This window comes from Paraniabella hibiscisoli (assembly GCF_022512515.1).
GTDB classification, from domain to species: domain Bacteria; phylum Bacteroidota; class Bacteroidia; order Chitinophagales; family Chitinophagaceae; genus Niabella; species Niabella hibiscisoli.
The window spans coordinates 1,464,742-1,482,590 of the sequence record NZ_JAKWBK010000001.1 but is presented as its reverse complement, the minus strand read 5'-3'; the positions used below and the strand labels follow the sequence as shown (position 1 = coordinate 1,482,590).

The following is a 17,849-nucleotide window of genomic DNA, read 5'->3' as shown; positions in this document are numbered from 1 at the left end:
TTTTAGTATTGATCGTACCATCAATTAAAGGGTTATCACTACATTTTTTAAGCCGGGTGTGCTAAAGGTTATTTTAACCGGCCCGGACTTTTGATGCTTCTTTACGTAAGCCAGCAACCTGCCCCTGAAAGTTTTTTGAACGTTATCGGTATAGTCGCCCATATCGCTGTTATCACCTGCCTCCAGTCCCAGCAGCTCACCGCCTGATACAGTACAGGTAATATTGGCGTCTTCCGTGTAAACCGGGTTTCCTTTGGCATCCACTATCTGCACAGCTACCTGCTTTATCTGGTCATCTTTCTTACTCTCATTTATGATTTGTAAAGCAGCTGGCTCACCCGCAGTTGCAACTGTATAAGCAGTTACCAGCTTACCCGCAGCATTCAAACCTTCTACTTTCAAAGCGCCTGGCTTAAATGGCAGATCCCAATAAATAATGCCGGTTTTGCCATCGTACTCTTTTATCGCTCCTACCTCTTTATTATCCAGCAGCAATCTTGCCTTCGGCGTATTCGTATAGCATACTACTCTTACGGTTTGTCCTTCTTTATAGTTCCATGATGCCCAGGCATCCATTGACAGATACTCTTCTCTTTTTCCTTCTGATTGTGAGAGTACATCCTGCGAACTGTTGCCACCTTTCACCAGGTAAGTACCTATATAAGCCATCGGGTTTTCGGCCCAGAGCGATTGTCTGAAAAAGCCTCTTGGTTTTATAAAGCCGCCGAAGTCCAGCAAGCCAGAATAAAAACCACGCGAAGGCCATCTGCCAGATTCGCCCAGGTAATCTATACCCGTCCATAAAAACTGTCCGAATATGTGTTCGTTATCCGTAACTGCTTTCCAGGCGCTCAGGTCGTGCCGGTTTTCACTACCAAATATAACACGGTTGGGATATTTTTTATGATCACTGGTATAACGGTTTTCTGTGTAGTTATAGCCCGCTATATCCAATGCTGATGGGTATTCCGTTTCGTTAGACATGGCAACACCGGCAAGGCCTGCAGTTACCGGGCGGGACCGGTCGTACTCGCGCACAACGGCTGCCAGCTTTTTAGCAATTACACCCAGGCGCATGGCATCGGGCGCATCTTTTTATAGCCGCCAAATATTTTTTGGGTGAACCCGGTTTGCGCACCACCATCTAAAACAGGGTGCGAGTAAGGATCGTTAGGATAATCTACTTCATTGCCAATGCTCCAGGCAAATATAGAAGGATGGTTCCTGTCTCTGCGCACCATATCCGCCAGGTCTTTTTCGCCCCATTCAGGGAAAAAGTCAAAAGTACCCTGGTAACCAGGTGTACCGGCATTCCATCCTTCCAGCCATTTGCGTTTGGGAAACTCCCACTCATCAAAAGCCTCATCCATTACCAGTAAACCCAGCTCATCGCATAATTCATAAACCACCGTTGCCTGCGGATTATGACTGGTTCTGATGGCGTTTACACCTACTTCTTTCAGATGCAGTAACCTTCTGCGCCAAACATCTTTATACATTGCCGCACCCAAAACACCGGCATCGTGATGCAGGCAAACACCCTTTACTTTCATCCATTGACCGTTCAATGCAAATCCTTTATTCGCATCAAAGCTGAACTTTCTAAATCCGGTAGTAGTTACTGATGCGTCTATTTGTTTACCGGCTTGCAGCACTTTGGTGCGTAGTGTATATAATGTGGGGTTGTTTAAACTCCAAAGTTTGGGATTAGCCACTTTTATTGCCGCAACGACTTTGCCCAAACTATTAGCCGCCACTGTAACAGAAGTACTGCTTTGGCCAACCACTTTTTTATCAGGTCCTGCCAGCTCCTGCACTACGGTTAGTTGTTCTTCTTTAGCATCTTTATTTTCAATAGCCGTTTCAATATTCAATACGGCAGATCCGTCTGTCATCTGCGGATAAGCGTAAACGCCCCACTGCGCTATATGTACCGGGTTGGCATATACCAGCCACACATCCCTGTAGATACCCGATCCCGTATACCAACGCGAATCCGCATCCCGGTGATGATCGGCCTTCACCAATATTTCATTGGACTTGCCTGGCTTTAAATAAGGTGTTATATCGTACATAAAAGAGATATAGCCATTAGGCCGTTTACCTACCGATTGTCCATTCACCAAAACCTCGCTGCGATTATACACTCCTTCGAAATAGAGGTACACTTTTTTATTGGATGCAGGCACTACGATCTCTTTTTTATACCAGCCAATACCCCCTGATAAATAGCCCATGCTACTGGCATTTTTGGGGTCTAGCTTCTGCCGTACACTCCAGTCATGAGGCAGGTCAACGGGTTGCCAGGACGCGGACTGAGCAGGCTTTTCAGCTACAGAGTCTGTGCTATTCAAAGTAAATTGCCAACCGTTGTTGATCTTATGAGCATCGCCAAATCCGGGTTGAGCGAAGCAGTTTGTTGCAACGATGAGCGTAAAGAGAAAAAGAAAGCGGGCCATTGTAAGGTTTTGATTGAATGAATGAAACTAATTGTTGATTTTTTATTTTATGGCAGTTACTCCTTTATGTGTAGGAATCGTTTGCCGTATAGAGCCATCTGCATTAAATACCAGCTTGTCAATGCATACCTCGCGGTTATACCCGGCAGCACTGCCCATTTTAATACCGTTAGGATAAGTAAAGCGATGATAGACGATATACCAGTCGTCCGTTCCCGGTATTTGTATTACCGAGTTATGACCGGCTCCATAAATGCCTTCCGCTTCATTTTTTTGTATGACGATATTATCAGCAGGTATTGTTAAAGGGCCGGTTGGTGAGGTAGCCGTGCCATATCGTACCCGGTAACCAGGGCTACGGGTATCATCTTCGCTCCACATGAAGTGCATAAGTTCCCTCCCTGTAGAAAACATAGGTTCCTTCGCGGTAGGTTTTATCTACCTTAATTATTTGAAGCGATGCCGTTTTAAAAGAGATCATATCTTCATTCAGCTCCGCTACCGCCATATAGCCATTCCCCCAGTAGAGGTAGCTTTTGCCGGTTTGAGGGTCTGTAAAAACATCCGGGTCAATTTCCTGCCCGCCTTTTATTCCTGCAGGCTTGTCTGCCACCAGGGGCTTGCCCGAATCAACGAATGGTCCAGTTGGCTCATCCGCCACGGCAACGCCTATTTTCTGGGCTGCTGTGAAGTAATAGAAGTATTTATATTGACCATTGATCTTCTTTTCAATAATACAGGGCGCCCAGGCGTTGCGGTTGGCCCAGCTAACCTGTTTAGGCAGGTCCAGCATCACGCCTTCATCTTTCCAGTTGGTAAGGTCAGCTGAAGAAAATACTTTAAAATAATTACCTGCCCACCCGGTAAAGCCATCGCTGGTAGGATAGATATAATACCTTTTGGTTTTTTCGGAATAGAGTATCTCCGGATCGGCATAGTAGCCGGCTAATACCGGATTTCCGTTCTGTAATACCTGTACCTGCCAGGTCTCGGGCTTACGGCCTGTTATTGAAACAGTATAAGCAACCGGTCTCTTGGAAAAATCTGAGCCAGACGCCGAGATCTTTACCCCTGGAAATTTTTGAACTGCGGATCGAACTTATTGAGTGAGGTATTGGCTAAAACAGGTAACCATAATTTCTTAGCTACCGTATCCATCACTATATTGTTCTTTTTAATTTGTTTGGATTGTGCGGAGCCAAACACATTTGCAACGCTCAGCCATTTTGCGGTTAAACGTTCTATTTCTTTTTGAGTAACCGGCAATACTGTACCGTGCCGCGGATGAAAGTTCATCGATACCTGTTCATCCACCACCTTAAAGTTTTTAAAATCCGTTGTTTTCGTAAACTGGTAACGCCCCTTGGTATACACATCATACATTAAAATATATCCGCTACCATCATTGAGCTTAAATACACCAGCCCCTTCAACCGGGTCTTTGGTTTGCTGTACATAGGATTCGCGCAGCGTATATGCTTCCGTTAGTTTGTCTGAAACAGCCACTTTTATACCAGCACCCTGACCTTCGGTTTTAAAGAACAGGTGAAACCTGCCGTTTTTCTCCACAATATCTCCGTCAATGCAGGCACCATTGTTCGGACTAAAAAACAGCTGTTTGGGTTCTGTTGCTAATGCTGTAAACTCTTTATTGGCATACGCGTAGTAAATCACATCCGGGTCATTACCCGCTCTCATCGACCAATAAATCATGTATTGGCCCTTTTTAGAATCATAAATGGTTTGTGGCGCCCACACCCGGTTTACTTTTTCAAAAGCCTTAAAAGTTTGCGGAATATTAATTATTGCCGAGGTCCAGTTGATCAGATCGGTTGATTTAAGCAATACCATCGCCCGGTTAGAGTCCCACCCATTAGCAGACACCATATCAGTTGCAACCATATAAAAGGTCTTACCATCTGCACCCCGCAAAATATGCGGATCCCGCACACCACCTGTTGAGCTGATGCCCGAAGACGCTATTACCGGCTGATTATTATTGAGTGCCTGGAAATCGTAGCCATTGGTGCTGATCGCAAAACGGATGGCTTCTTCCTCTTTACTATTCCCCGTGAAATAAGTAAAAAGATAACCTTCATATTTTGAAGGCGTTGTTTTTGCCTGGGCTTTCAGCAAAACCGGAAACAATAAAACAAGCCCCACCCACCAGTAGTTTTTTTGATCATACGCTGTTACACTATCATTAAGTAAAGAATGCACTATCAGACGGCTTTACAACAAGCTATCGGCAAGCCCTGTAAAGTTGCTAAATCTGTTGCCGGAATCATGGAGAAATTCGTATAAAAAACGGGGTAAATTGGTTTATTTAGCAAAAGAAATCAATATTAAATACCACAAACCGGCTAGTTATCGTCAGAATTGCCAATTCTTAAATTACCGCTTATTTTACCCCGGTACTGCTTCATGTAATCAGTAGGCTTCATTTTAAACAGTTTGGTGAACTGTTCCCTGAAATATTTCACATCGCTAAAGCCCACCGAATAAGCTACTTCACTTACCGTATCGTTGGTAGTGATCAGGAACTCTGCGGCCTTTCTTAACCTCAAAAACCGGATAAAGCCGTTTACCGATTGCCCCGATATCAGCTTGATACGTTTATATAAATAAGAATGGCTCATGCCCATTTCGCGGGCCAGGGTTTCGATATTAAAGCTATTATCGTCGAGATGTTTTTCTACAATGGCAATACACTTATCCAGTAGTTCCTGGTACTCGGCCGGAACATTAGGCTGCTCGGCTACATCTTTTTTAAGCGTAACCTGGTTATAGAAATATTGCTGCAGGCTGGCACGGCTTTTAAAGAGTCCATTTACTTTGGCTGACAGCAACTCTTTGTTAAAAGGTTTGGTCACATACTGGTCGGCGCCCTCTTCTGTTCCCCGCAGCTCTATATCCTGCGACGTGTGGGCTGTAAGTAAGATTACCGGGATATGACTCGTATTAACGTCACCCTTTATGGTAGCACAAAGGGTAATTCCGTCCATTTCCGGCATTGAGATATCCGAGATAACCAGGTCTGGATTCTTAGTTGTCACCATTTTCAGCGCCTCTTTACCGTTTTGTGCTTTGTATACCAGGAACTCATCATCGAACACCGAAGCCACGTAATTCCGCATCTCTTCATCATCATCTACCACAATAATGGCTTTTTTGGTGGTTAGCAAAGGCATTTCGGGAAACAAAGCCGGGGCCTCCTCATCTGTTGAATCGAAATCATCCGCAGTCATGATGGAGCTTCCTTCTTCCTCTTCCGGAGGAATAGCATCAAATTTGTCCTGCCCAAGCGGCAGCTGAAGGGTAAATGCGGTGCCTTTCCCTATCATACTCTGGTAGCCAATAGCACCCTTGTGCATTTCGGTAAACTGTTTCACCATATAAAGGCCAATACCAAAGCCTAGCTTTATATGCCCCTCTGCCTGGTAAAAACGATCGAATATAGCGTTGCCTGTACCCTCGGGTATACCTGCCCCGGTATCCCTGATCGTTATTTGTACCTCGTCATCCTGCTGCACCACATGTATATCAATCTGTCCAGCCCTGGGCGTATATTTAAAGGCATTGGAGATCAGGTTGTACAAAATGATCTCTATCTTGTTTTTATCTCCGCAAATCTCTATGGGCTCTTCTATTCCCGAAACGGTGTAAGCGATATCTTTTGTTTTTGCTTCGTGCTTAAAGTAATAAAAGACTGTATTACATAATTTACTGAAATCAAACCGGCTTAACTGTAATCCCTCTGCACCTTCTTCTATTTTTCTGAATAGTAATAACTGATCTGTAAGGCTTAGCAATCGTGTTGCATTCAAACCAATAATCCGCAGTTCCTCCTTATCCTGTCCCTGGTACTGTTTAATCAAATCCTTAACCGGGTTGAGAATGAGTGTAAGCGGTGTGCGAAACTCATGCGAGATATTGGTGAAGAAAGACAGCCGTTTCTCATTGATCTCTTTTTCCTGGTCGTTGATTACCCGCTCAGTCTCTCTTTCCGCTTTTTCTTTTTCGTATTCTGCATGTGTTTTTGCAGCTCTGCTTTCTGCACCTCTTTTTCCATCCGCTCACTTTCCAGTTCAGCTTTGCGCATCTCAGCATTCACCTGTGAAAGCTGCAGCTCGTACTTCATTTTAGCCTGCCTGGTTTTATACCTGATATATAGAATAGCCATGGCTGCTGCTGCTGATAAATAAAGCAGGTAAGCCCACCAGGTACGAAACCATGGTGGCAATACTTTTATGGTCATCACTTTTTCTACTGTATTCCAGGCGCCTTCGGCATTGGTAGATTTGATCCGTAAAGTATAAGTTCCCTCCCGTATATTATTATAAGTAACCGTACGGGTATTACCGGTCATGTTCCAATCCTTATCCCAGCCTTCCAGGTAGTAAGCATACTGTATTTTATTGGGCGCCGAATATTCCAGTGCCGCAAATTGCAGCGATAATAGGGCCTCATTGTAAGGAACCGTCAGCCGGGTAATATCCCCGCTCCCGTTCATTTCATAATCCAGGTCGGGAGAAAGGTCTTTATTATTCACCCTCAGCGAGGTAATAACCAACCTCGGGAAAAAGGTGCGGGGCCTTATTCTTTGCGGGTAAAAGATATTAAACCCGTTGTTACCGCCAAAAGCCAGCTCCCCTGACCTTAATTGAATAGCGGCCCGGTAAGAAAACTGGCTGCTTTGCAATCCATCCGACTCATAAAAGCGGTTAAACTTGGCCGACTGGGGATTGAATTTATTAAGCCCATTGGCAGTGCTGATCCATAAGTTACCGGTACTGTCTTCTAATATATTCATTACGGTATTACTCGAAAGGCCTTCGTCTTCGCTGTATCGTTTGGCAATCTTACCCGTCTTCCTGTCAAATAATACCAAGCCCCCACCTTCAGAGCCTACCCAGAAGCGGCCTTGCCGGTCTTCATAAATAGCCCTTACGGTTTTCCCTATTTCATAATACTGGTGTTGCTTATTTAGCTGATCAATGCGGATCAGTGATTGCGCATTACCGGCCCATAACACACCTGCCTGATCTTCCTTGATCGACATCAGGTCTCCCAGCGATTCATCAAAAGTTTCAAAGCGGTTCAGCTGCTTATTATATAAATACAGGTGCCCGGTTTCATAGGTGGTCACCCATAAGTTCTTTTTTGAATCGTAGTAAATGCGAATGGCAATCTTATTTTCAAACCCATCCCCTTGGTTGATCAGCCTGAAATGGTCGGCCTTCCCTCCAGGGCCCAAACGGGTAACACCTCCACCAAAAGTAGCCATCCAGATATTGCCCTCCCCATCCTGCGTCATACTGCTTACCGTATTGCTGGAGAGTTGAGGCTCTTTGTAAGTTGAAAACCGGGTGCGTTCGGCGTTCCAAACGCTTACGCCACCGCCTTCAGTGCCTATCCAAAGATTATTTTGCTGATCTTCAAAAAAGAAGTGATAAAGTTGCTGCTAAGTCCCGGGTAAATAGCATTGCGTTGTACGGTACGAAACTCGTTCCCTATCACATCAAATACATTCACACCACCTTTATTCGTCCCTACCCATTTGCGAGACTCTTTATCAATAAATATCGTTAGCACCGATTCGCTCGTCAAACCGCCCGGCTTATTGGCACTATTGGCAACGTTAATCTGTCCGGATTTTGTATTCAATATATCCACCCCTCCCCCGTCTGTGCCAATCCAAAGCCGGTCATTGCCTTCCATACTAAGTGCTGTAATATAGTTGGCGCTTAGTCTGCCGTTGGTTGTATTATAGTGAGCGCTAACCTGGTTGGCAGCCGTTATGTATTTCAGCAAGCCTGTTGAAGTACCCAGCCATAAATTACCGGCGTTATCCGCTACGATTTTGTTTACGTAAAAATTACGGATATCGGCATTAACCAAATCCAACCTCCGGGCTTTATAATTAAAGCGGTATAAGCCGGACCCCGCTATAAAGATCCAGGTACGCTTTTGCGGGTCAACATACATAGCCTGAACGAACGCGTAAATATTGGAGCTGCCATCTGCATTATAAAGTGGTATCTGCACCGCTTCTTTTTGATCCTTAAACCGCACTAATACACTCAAACCGCTGGTACCTAAAAAATATTTCCTTCGCTATCTTTCTCTATACTGTTAATATAAACACTTACCTTATGTTTTTGCGAAGATTGATGCGGGTAATAATAAACGGGTGACACTACATTGGTAAAAGTATTGTAGGTTACAGCACCCTGTCCCATGCCGATCCATAAATTATGATCATTATCCTCATTCAATGCAGAAATATAATTATGAGGTAATGAAGTACTATCATTAATACGGTTGCGTAACACCTTAAATTCATACCCGTCATAACGGTTCAGTCCATCGTAGGTACCAAACCATACATAGCCTTTGCTATCCTTGAAAATACATTTTACAGAGTTGTTAGATAAACCCTGGTTATTGTCCAGGTATTTAACTTTAAAAGCATCCTGCGCTTGCAGTATCTCAACAAGAAGCAACAGACAAATGGTAGAAAGTATGGTTCTGCGGAACATATCGGCCCCCACAAGGTAATAAAAAGCGGCTATTTTAAATCAGCCACCAAAACAATTTTAAAAAACAGAACCCCGATTGTTTAGTTAACATACGCCTAGTCTTTGTTAAAATGCGCGTATGCCGTTTTTGAAACAGTTTTTACTTTAGAGCTTGTCCTTTTAATAATATCCTGTCATGCGATTTAAATATACCACCACCCTTGCAGCACTTCTTTTTCAGCCAATGCTTTTGCTCAGTCATACATACCTGAGCGAAGTAATGCATTGTTCAAAGTACAGCCCACTATTAAGGCAGGTGCTTACGCGTTTAGCTTGAAAGATGTGAAACTGACCGGCCAAAGTCCGTTTAAGCATGCTATGAAGATCAATGGTGATTATATACTTTCGCTGAAAGCAGACCGGTTACTGAACCGGTTTTATAAGAACTCCGGCCTCAAACCTAAAGACAGCGCCTATGGCGGATGGGAAAGCGAGGGCCTTTCAGGCCACACCCTGGGTCATTATCTATCGGCTTGTTCTATGATCTATGCTTCGGAGAAAGACGCACGCTTTAAACAAAAAGTGGATTATATAGTAGATGAGCTGATCAAATGCCAGGATGCCCGGAAGACGGGCTATGTTGGCGCCATACCCAAAGAAGATTCTATTTTTTATGGCGTACAGCGGGGTGAGATCAAAAGTGGTGGTTTTGACCTTAATGGCGGATGGGCACCCTGGTATACGGTACATAAAGTAATGGCCGGACTGGTAGATGCTTACTTATATTGCAACAACACCAAAGCACTGGGCGCGGTCATTAAAATGGCCGATTGGACAGCCACTATTGTCAACCCTTTAACCGAGGAGCAAAGGCTAAAAATGCTGCGTTGCGAATTTGGCGGCATGAATGATATACTGGCGAATATTTATGCCATTACCGGCAATAAAAAGTACCTGGATCTTTCTTATAAATTTTATGACGACTTCGTAATGAAACCCCTGGCCGAAGGGCAGCCTGATCCGCTTGCAGGCAAACACTCTAATACCAATATTCCCAAAGCCATTGGTGCCGCCAGGCAGTACACCCTTACTTCCAATAAAAGCGATGCCACCATTGCTGAAAGAACCTGGGATATACTGGTGAACCATCATAGCTATGTAACGGGCGGCAACGGCAACTACGAATACCTGGGCCAACCCGGTAAGCTCAGCGATGCGCTCAGCGATAATACAGCTGAAAGTTGCTGTATTTATAATATGCTCAAGCTTACCGGTCAGCTTTTTGCCTGGAAGCCATCGGCTACTTTGATGAACTATTTTGAAAGAGCATTATACAATGACATTCTGGCTTCACAGAACCCCAACACAGCCATGATGCTCTATTTTGAGCCGTTGCGCATGGGCGCTAAAAAACATTTCAGCGACTCCCTGCATAGCTTTACCTGCTGTGTGGGCAGTGGCATGGAAAATCATACCAAATACACCGAGAGTATTTATTTTGAAGGGGCTGATGGCAGCCTCTACGTCAATCTGTTTATTCCTTCGCAGCTCAACTGGAGAAGCAAAGGAGTAAGTATTACACAAAACACTGCTTATCCCGAAGCCAATACCACCAGCTTTACCGTTACCACTCAAAAGCCCTCAACCTTTTCTTTTAAAATTCGTCACCCCTGGTGGAACAAGGGTATACCTGTTGTAACCATCAATGGCAAAACCGTTAACACAACCGTTAACGATGAGGGTTATATTGTTGTACCCAATAAGTGGCGTAATAATGATAAGGTGCAGGTATCTTTCGAAATGAATTTATATGCCGAAGCCATGCCCGACAATGCCAATCGTGTGGCCCTGATGTACGGGCCGCTGGTGTTGGCGGGGATCTGGGTAAAAAACACCAGACCCGGTGTATGGCATACCGGTACTATTGACGGATAACCGCAATGTGACTGACTGGATCGTTAAAGACGCTTCGGCACCCTTAACCTTTCAAACTAAAAATACCGGCAAACCTTTTGATGTGAAGCTGACACCGTTCTATAAGAATATTGATAATCATTACAGCGTTTACTGGGACTATTTTACCAATGCGGACTGGCTGGCTAAACAAGCAGAATACGAAGCAGAGAAAAAGCGCCAGCAGCTGATAGAAACACAAACCATCGATAATTTCCGCATCGGTGAAATGCAGCCCGAACGTGATCATGACCTTAAAGCCAGCGAACAATCTTATGTTGATGCGGCTTATGGTCGCAGCGGGCGTGAAGTAAGAAGAGACGGCTTCTTTTCTTTTAACATGAAAGTAGAAGCTGGCAAACCAACGGCCTTGTTATTTAGCTATATTGGCGACGACAAGGGCCGCAGCTTCGACATACTGGTAGATGATGTAAAAGTAGCATCGGTAGAACTAAAAGGCGGCAAGCCTGGTAAATTCTTTGATGAAGAATACAGCCTGCCTGTGGATTTGGTTAAAGACAAAACAACTATCCGGGTAAAAGTTCAATCCACCAATGGTAAAACAGCCGGTCGTGTATTCGGGGTACGAACCATTCGAAAGTAAAAGTAGAAGCATAAAAATGTCACTAATACACGAATATGTTTGCAATGGCTGGTTGCTACAAAGATTCTAAAGGCGCTCGTAAATATGCATGCATGAGCAATTTCCTTTGACATATCTTATAAAATGTAGTCTTAAAGCCCCATCCGTACACTCTATACAGCTTTACCCTCGCGTCTTCCCGACTTTATTAGGCGGGGTTAAATGTTTAGTTGCGTAAAAAAAACGATTCCGTAGCAGTTACTAATTCCTATTTACTTGGTTTTAATACTACGGTTGTTGTAGCATCATTTAATGGCAACGCAAAGCGCCCCTGCTCTAATGAAAGATTCGTTACCGGTTTATATGTTGTGGCCGATACTGTTGTTGATTCTAACCTGAAATAAGCAGCCCAGGTATGCGCATCAGCAGGGGCCAATGTCAACCTGATCTCTTTGGTGAGCTTGTTATAAGCAATGGCTTTTACCTGGCCCGCGTCCAACGTAATCCATAAGCCAACCGGGGCAATAAAAATATCCCTTTGCGCCGCTGTAGTAATATCAACATGTATCCAACCGGCCTTTTCGCTTAGGTTTCCGCCAAAAGCCAGCCAGCCCAATTTTTTATCCTGGGCAATATAGGTAGCGGTATTGATGGCATAGCCATAAAAGCCCGATCCATAATCTCCATTAATGCCGTCATTTTTTAAACTTGCCGGAAACGCATGAAAGGCGCAGGGAGCAAAACCATCTTCCGTAATATTAGCAATACCCCCAATACACCGCCATAGCCTACGCGCAGCAAATACAGGTCGTTGGGCTTTCTCCTGTATTCGGTAAGCACCGGTATGGCATTCAGCTCCGATCCGTAGTGATGGATCATACGTTCTATGCGTTGCGTTTTTCCACCATATAAAAAATCCCAGTAGCGGCGGGCATTACCATTATAAGCCCATGACGGTAATGTAGGCATATAACCTAATATGGCATTCAGCGTAACGGTGGCCTTATCTTCATATCCAAAGAAAAGGCACCAGATGTATACTTCTTCCTGGCCGGTAGAGTCCCAAGGCATTTCGCTGCCAAACGGAAATTCCAGCTTGTTCCATTGAATAGCCCTTTTCTTCATAATGGCTTCCAGCTTGTCGGCCATTTCTTTTTTGCCTTCAGCCTTCAGGTCTTTTAATATAAAATAAAAAACCGACCCTTCCATTAAACCAAACTGCGTGTAATACGGCGCATGTTCCATCATACCGGTAATGGTATTATAGGCATGCTCCAGGTACCAGTCCCAATTATGGTGCGTGGTTAAGCCTTTATGATTCCTGGCCATCCGGTATAATACCCAATAAGCTGCTGCTACATGCGGATAGTTATAGGCGCGACCCAGATTATTGGCTTCCTTTAAAGGCCATGCAGACCAGGTTTTAAAATTAATATTGCTGCTGTAAGTGCCTTTCGGCATCGAATCCGGCTCGTAATAAAAAGGCTTTTTTGACACCGTATTGTTGAGGCCCTTCTTTCACCTGTATTTGGCCTAATAAGGTTTCATCCACAAAACGTTCCAGCTTTTCGATCTCTGTTTTATTGGGCAATACCAGTTGCTTCATCATAGCCCCCAACCAACCGCCCGCACCACCTTCATCGCTCAGGCCTGCTATCCAGGCACGGTTATCCTGGTCTACCTGTTGTTGTTTTTCATAATCGTAAGTAATAATACCCGGCGACCGGTGAAAGGGATCGTTTTTATTATCATACCATTGTTTGGTGGTCGAAAAATTTCCGAATGTTTCAATGGTCTTTCGCTCCGGATGGATCACTTTGTAATGAACCACCTGTTGCATACCATCCTTATAAGTAATGGTTACCCTGGCCCGGCCAAATAACTTTGCAACTATAGCATAAGCCTGTATGCTTTTATCAGTAGCGGTTATCTTAGTAAGCGCTAACGCATCGTTAGGTGCCACTTCTATTTGCTGTACCGGGCTTTTATATTCCAGGAAGAGTTGGCCTTTTACATTGGTGGGTATTACATAGCCCGGTATGCCTACAGCAACAGGCCGGTTGTTCTTTCTCAACGTTGTTTCAATATCCCTCGGCGTGCCTGACAATATGAGTTGCACACCATAAGTTGTTGTTTCGCCTGGTTGTAAAATGATCGAAGTAGGCTTATTCCAGGGCTCTGCCTGTTTCCATTCCTTTTCGGCATAAGCCTTACTCAAAGCCATCCATTCGTAAAAACCTTCAAACACAATGCCGCGTGGCGTCGGATCATCCAGTAAAGGGTTATACGCTTCAAACGAAGTATTAGGTTCCGGCAACACCAACAGTGATGGCGCATGACCGTTTAATCTGGTTACCTGTAAATAACCCCCACGACCTCCTATATACGGATCGTAAAAAACATTCTGTACATGTGCCTGCTCCAATGTTCTTCTTTCAATAAGGTTATTAAAGATCATGGGCATACCCAGTGCGCCTATTTCGACAGGCCGCTTTGTGGCATTATGCAATACAAAACGCAACAGCAGTTTATTATTCTTTATCTCCCAGAAACGCTTTACCTGCAAAGGCATATCAGCAGCAAAAGTTGGGGTAATATCAGCTCCGGCAAGAACACCATTAGTAGCCTTAATAGCGGCTACCGGTTTACGTGCGGCCGCTGTTGAAAAGCTTTTCCAGGCAGTATCGCCGGGTTGCTTTAACCTGAGGTTTAGATCGCCCAGGTGGTACAGGCCATTGCTGCTTCGCACTTTCAGGCTATCGCCGGGGTAAAGTCGAAACTGGGATGGCTATTGGGATGCAGGGCTGCAACGGTTTGTGAAGCGCGTACCAGCTTTATAATAAATTCGGGGTTCGATAGGTGTCGAAGCCTTGCTCTATCTGTAGTGTGGACGGGGCTTTGGCCAGCCGCTCCCAGGGGATTGGGCCAGCCCTGAGAAGCTTGTATATAAAAGAGAGAGGACAATAAGCGTTTTTCGCATATATGGTATTTAGGAGAAAGGGGTTTAGTAGTTGAATGGGCCAATTAACCATAATGTCACCCTGTTCCGATAGCTATCGGAAGACGAAGGGTATTGACAGACATCGCTTAAGACCCTATGGCTTCGACATGCTCAGCCTGACAACGCTTCATATCACTTCAATAACCGTCATTCATCATTCACCCATTTCTTTGTAAGCTACTAAAGTACCTTACTGCATTAAATTTCTCTGTATGTTAATTAACCTCTTTTAACCAGATTTAAACCTGCTAATGACATCAACGGCCGGGGCGATATTCTTTACCTACCACCAGCCGGTCGCCGGAGTCATCTACTTCAAATAAATGGGGAATGCGAATGATTTGACCGGGCTTGTCTTCTCTATGGCTATGTACGGACATCAGCAGCTTGCCTTCGAAGGTTTTAAACAACATGCCATGGCCGAAATTGGGTGGCGTTATGGGTTCTTTTTCGTGCACCCAGGGACCATCGAGTGTGCCGCTTTCAGAGTAAGCTACACCCTGTGTGTATACATTAAAGATCCAGCTGGTCCATAACATGCCCAGGCGGCCTGTTTGTGTATTAAATAAAAAAGGACCGTCCGTTACCTTATTAAAAATAATATTACCTTTTTCATCACGCTCCTTACTCCACGGCGATGCACTGGCTTTAAACAACAAATGCCCTTTACCAATGCTGCCGCTCAGGTCGGGTTTCAATTCTATCTTTTCAATAGTACCATCCCAGTTCTGTAGCCATTCGTAACAATACACCATGTAGGGTTTCTGATCTTTATCTACCCAAAAAGTGCCATCCAGGGTGGGCATGTTAGCGGGTAAGTAAGTCCTATCCTTCATGGGCACATACGGACCATCGGGTTGATCGCTTACCAGCACATGGCTGGCCCTGCGTTCAATAGGGTTTCCCTTTACGGTATCAATCATTACTGCCGGGTTGGTAAAAGTGGCAAAATTATAATACCGTCCTTTATACTCATGTAATTCGGCTGCCCATATTACAGGCCTCGGGCCCATCCACGAATTGGTATCTACCTGCACTACCCGGTAAGGGCCGGTCCAGGTTTTCAGGTCTTTGCTTTTCCATAAACCGCCACCGGTACCGGTCATATAATAGGTGGCTGTTTTTTATCGGCCAGTATAAAGGGATCGCTTAAGCGAATTGAATCCAGCGGAATGTCGTGGCGAAGCACAACCGGCCTTTTTGAGCCAACCCAATACAGTAGCAAACGGTAAACGCCAATAGCAGGGCTGGTTTTATCAATCGCATATTTATTATTTTCATAAACAAGAGGGTGGTGAAAGCAATAAATATACTGCAATTCAAATGATTACAGCAATAGCCATACGCTCAAAAACACCAGGAAATGCCATTGCAAAAAGGGAGTTATGGACAATTATAAGTTTTTATATCTGTCCACTACTAAGTTTTTATGCCTTTATGGACAATTATAAATAATGTAAAAACCATCCACAAGTGCAGCAAAAAGTAGCCGTATTTACCGGACAAACTCAAACACGCAAAGCCATCTTCCCTACGCTTATCACTACGTTTGGCGTAAAGAAAAACGAAGATTTTACCGGGCGTGTGGTGGCAGAGGTTACCATGAGCGACCTGTTTGCCCGAGGGTAATTACCCACCGGCCAGGCCGCCCCGGCAACGCGGCATTACCTGAAAACCACTGCTAGCCTTGCTGCAATGCTAACAGGCGCGATGCAGTATCCACCAGCTTTTTCATATAGTTGATACAAGTAAAAATATCGGCCGCATCCATTTCTTCTGCCAGTGAACCGTTGGATAAAGCAGCTGTAGTAAACAGGTGCAGCCATTGCTTCCAGCGGCGTAAAGACCGCTTTTCAAAAAACTTAGCAATAAAACCCATAGGGTTGGCAAACTCTTTGAACTAAGCAGTACGGGAAACTCTGCTACAGACACAGCCACGGCATTGTACCCGGACCACCGGTACCGGCCCTCCTGCTGGTGCAGGAGGTAACAGGCTTCTATTAATAACTCCAGCTGCTCGCCATAATGCAAGGCATTGGCCGGACTGCCGCGCAACCAGCTATAGCTGTCTTTTAGGGCGGCACGGCAATAATCATCAAAAGCTTTTATTTGTTCGGCACGCCCGGCATAATCAAAAAGGATTGTAATACCCGCATAGGATCAGCCTTTGCCGGGTTGCCGCTATAGTTGGCCGCAATGCGGTTCAGCAAATACCCGGGGTGTAAATGGTGCTTTTTCATCTGTTATTTTTTTATTTTAAAATGGTCAGATGCCTGTCAGCAGACAGGGAATTCGCATAAAAATCATCATTGCCTGGTTTATATTGTAGCTAGCTGACTTTTATACTCACTTCATAGGTTTAGGTTAAAGATTGATGGATATTGCCCGGAAACGCCGTAATAATGCTACCTGCGGCATCAGACACTACGGTGAGTACAGACACGGTATTGCCTTTATCATCATAACCGATAGGCTCGCCGGCATCCCAAACCCTTTGCAGGTTGCTGCTTTGGGGTATAGGCTCCGGCTGTTGTTGAAATGCATCGCGGATATGGGCAATGATATACGGGATATCGATAGTGAACTTACCGGTAGCCGGATGCCGGGAGATTTTGTAGTAGTGCCGCTCTACAATATGCGCTAAAGCAGAAGCGCCCAGGTACCAGTTTTTACGCAGCAGCTTTCTATGATTTTTTAGTGGCAGGCGATAGAGATGTTGTACCTGCTGCTCCTGCAGCCATTGCTCGGTATCGCTGATGGTAAATAGCACGCGAAGCCATTTGGCTTCATCGAAAACAGGGCATAATAGTGGCGATGCCACAGCCTGTAGATGTAATGGTGTTAACATAACTGTGTTTTTAGCATAGGTTAAACGAATATTCGTATAGAAATTCTACACTAAGGTATAGAATTATTTTTTATTTTCAACCTATGAAGTGGGTATTTTTTGAACTAACTTTAATGTGTGAATTTTGACATCTAAAACGCTTAAGGTCAATGACTAAATTAGGATTGTTTTTGTCGCAGCGTTCTGTAAACAAGTCGGAAGCAGCACGCAAAGCCGGGTTATCCAAAGCCCGCATGAACGAACTAACGCTAAATGATCGCAGTCATTTACGGGCGGAGGAATTGTATTTGATAGCCCTGGCTATTGGTGTTGATCCCGGCAACCTGCTGGAGTATGTTTGCGCCGACCTAAACCCTGCCGAGCAGTTGCCGCTTGCAGCTGATGAGGAAACGCCTTACGAAACAGCCAAGACAAAGAAGAAACGGAAGTAGCGTTTACTGCTTTGTTATTTTGTTCCAGTTATTTAGGGTGAGGATATCACTCA

17 protein-coding genes and 1 pseudogene are annotated in these 17,849 nt (G+C 44.7%); 4 read left to right on the top strand and 14 right to left on the bottom strand.

All coding sequences use genetic code 11. The features are described 5' to 3' along the window. Positions 1-24 precede the first annotated feature (24 nt). From MKP07_RS09665 to MKP07_RS09630, 9 genes are all read right to left on the bottom strand, one after another. Positions 25-1,077 carry a DUF4982 domain-containing protein gene (locus MKP07_RS09665; RefSeq protein WP_240847024.1) on the bottom strand — a complete coding sequence of 351 codons (1,053 nt, stop codon included), beginning with the start codon at positions 1,075-1,077 and terminating at the stop codon, positions 25-27. Beyond that, positions 1,062-2,459: a glycoside hydrolase family 2 protein gene (locus MKP07_RS09660; protein WP_240847023.1), complete on the bottom strand. Its 1,398-nt coding sequence runs from the start codon at positions 2,457-2,459 to the stop codon at positions 1,062-1,064. Before MKP07_RS09660 ends, MKP07_RS09665 begins: the two co-directional genes overlap by 16 nt. 42 nt (positions 2,460-2,501) lie before the next feature. Further along, positions 2,502-2,849 carry a family 43 glycosylhydrolase gene (locus MKP07_RS38150; RefSeq protein ID WP_262919230.1) on the bottom strand — a complete coding sequence of 116 codons (348 nt, stop codon included), beginning with the start codon at positions 2,847-2,849 and terminating at the stop codon, positions 2,502-2,504. Beyond that, on the bottom strand, positions 2,824-3,381 hold the full coding sequence (locus MKP07_RS38145) for a family 43 glycosylhydrolase (RefSeq protein ID WP_317235979.1): 558 nt from the start codon (positions 3,379-3,381) through the stop codon (positions 2,824-2,826). Before MKP07_RS38145 ends, MKP07_RS38150 begins: the two co-directional genes overlap by 26 nt. Before the next feature lie 143 nt (positions 3,382-3,524). Further along, positions 3,525-4,679, bottom strand: a complete 1,155-nt coding sequence (locus MKP07_RS09650) for a glycoside hydrolase family 43 protein (RefSeq protein ID WP_240847022.1) — start codon at positions 4,677-4,679, stop codon at positions 3,525-3,527. A gap of 143 nt (positions 4,680-4,822) precedes the next feature. Then, positions 4,823-6,409: a hybrid sensor histidine kinase/response regulator transcription factor gene (locus MKP07_RS09645; RefSeq protein ID WP_262919673.1), complete on the bottom strand. Its 1,587-nt coding sequence runs from the start codon at positions 6,407-6,409 to the stop codon at positions 4,823-4,825. A 35-nt stretch (positions 6,410-6,444) separates the two neighbouring features. Then, entirely contained in the window at positions 6,445-7,875 is a 1,431-nt protein-coding gene (locus MKP07_RS41075; RefSeq protein WP_317235978.1) for a ligand-binding sensor domain-containing protein, read from the bottom strand. Then, positions 7,872-8,546, bottom strand: a complete 675-nt coding sequence (locus MKP07_RS09635; protein WP_240847020.1) for a ligand-binding sensor domain-containing protein — start codon at positions 8,544-8,546, stop codon at positions 7,872-7,874. The genes MKP07_RS41075 and MKP07_RS09635 overlap by 4 nt, the downstream gene beginning before the upstream one ends. An 11-nt stretch (positions 8,547-8,557) precedes the next feature. After that, the gene (locus MKP07_RS09630) at positions 8,558-9,013 is read right to left on the bottom strand and encodes a ligand-binding sensor domain-containing protein (RefSeq protein WP_240847019.1); all 456 of its coding nucleotides are present in this window, start codon (positions 9,011-9,013) and stop codon (positions 8,558-8,560) included. Between the two features lie 252 nt (positions 9,014-9,265). Between MKP07_RS09630 and MKP07_RS09625 the strand changes: the two genes are divergently transcribed. Both MKP07_RS09625 and MKP07_RS09620 read left to right on the top strand, forming a co-directional pair. Then, positions 9,266-10,915 (top strand): glycoside hydrolase family 127 protein, encoded by a 1,650-nt coding sequence (locus MKP07_RS09625; RefSeq protein ID WP_240847018.1) that lies wholly within the window; start codon positions 9,266-9,268, stop codon positions 10,913-10,915. Continuing rightward, the gene (locus MKP07_RS09620; protein ID WP_240847017.1) at positions 10,884-11,537 is read left to right on the top strand and encodes a DUF6805 domain-containing protein; all 654 of its coding nucleotides are present in this window, start codon (positions 10,884-10,886) and stop codon (positions 11,535-11,537) included. The genes MKP07_RS09625 and MKP07_RS09620 overlap by 32 nt, the downstream gene beginning before the upstream one ends. Positions 11,538-11,784: 247 nt before the next feature. Here the strand turns inward: MKP07_RS09620 and MKP07_RS09615 are convergent. Together MKP07_RS09615 and MKP07_RS09610 are read right to left on the bottom strand one after the other, a co-directional pair. After that, positions 11,785-14,265 (bottom strand): annotated as a pseudogene (locus MKP07_RS09615) (DUF5695 domain-containing protein). A gap of 509 nt (positions 14,266-14,774) precedes the next feature. Continuing rightward, complete coding sequence (locus MKP07_RS09610; protein ID WP_240847016.1) at positions 14,775-15,623, bottom strand: glycoside hydrolase family 43 protein; 849 nt, start codon at positions 15,621-15,623, stop codon at positions 14,775-14,777. A gap of 367 nt (positions 15,624-15,990) precedes the next feature. On the opposite strand from MKP07_RS09610, the gene MKP07_RS09605 reads away from it, so the two are divergent. Further along, the gene (locus MKP07_RS09605; RefSeq protein ID WP_240847015.1) at positions 15,991-16,146 is read left to right on the top strand and encodes a hypothetical protein; all 156 of its coding nucleotides are present in this window, start codon (positions 15,991-15,993) and stop codon (positions 16,144-16,146) included. Positions 16,147-16,198: 52 nt separating this feature from the next. Here MKP07_RS09605 and MKP07_RS09600 read toward each other — a convergent pair whose 3' ends face one another. The 3 genes from MKP07_RS09600 to MKP07_RS09595 all read right to left on the bottom strand — a co-directional run bounded on the left by MKP07_RS09600 (position 16,199) and on the right by MKP07_RS09595 (position 17,365). Next, positions 16,199-16,396: a hypothetical protein gene (locus tag MKP07_RS09600; protein WP_240847014.1), complete on the bottom strand. Its 198-nt coding sequence runs from the start codon at positions 16,394-16,396 to the stop codon at positions 16,199-16,201. Between the two features lie 226 nt (positions 16,397-16,622). Further along, positions 16,623-16,757 carry a hypothetical protein gene (locus MKP07_RS38130; protein ID WP_262919229.1) on the bottom strand — a complete coding sequence of 45 codons (135 nt, stop codon included), beginning with the start codon at positions 16,755-16,757 and terminating at the stop codon, positions 16,623-16,625. 119 nt (positions 16,758-16,876) lie between these two features. Next, the gene (locus MKP07_RS09595; RefSeq protein ID WP_240847013.1) at positions 16,877-17,365 is read right to left on the bottom strand and encodes a hypothetical protein; all 489 of its coding nucleotides are present in this window, start codon (positions 17,363-17,365) and stop codon (positions 16,877-16,879) included. 149 nt (positions 17,366-17,514) lie between these two features. Here MKP07_RS09595 and MKP07_RS09590 point away from each other — a divergent pair, with 149 nt between their 5' ends. Next, positions 17,515-17,796 carry a helix-turn-helix domain-containing protein gene (locus tag MKP07_RS09590; RefSeq protein ID WP_240847012.1) on the top strand — a complete coding sequence of 94 codons (282 nt, stop codon included), beginning with the start codon at positions 17,515-17,517 and terminating at the stop codon, positions 17,794-17,796. Positions 17,797-17,849 lie beyond the last annotated feature (53 nt).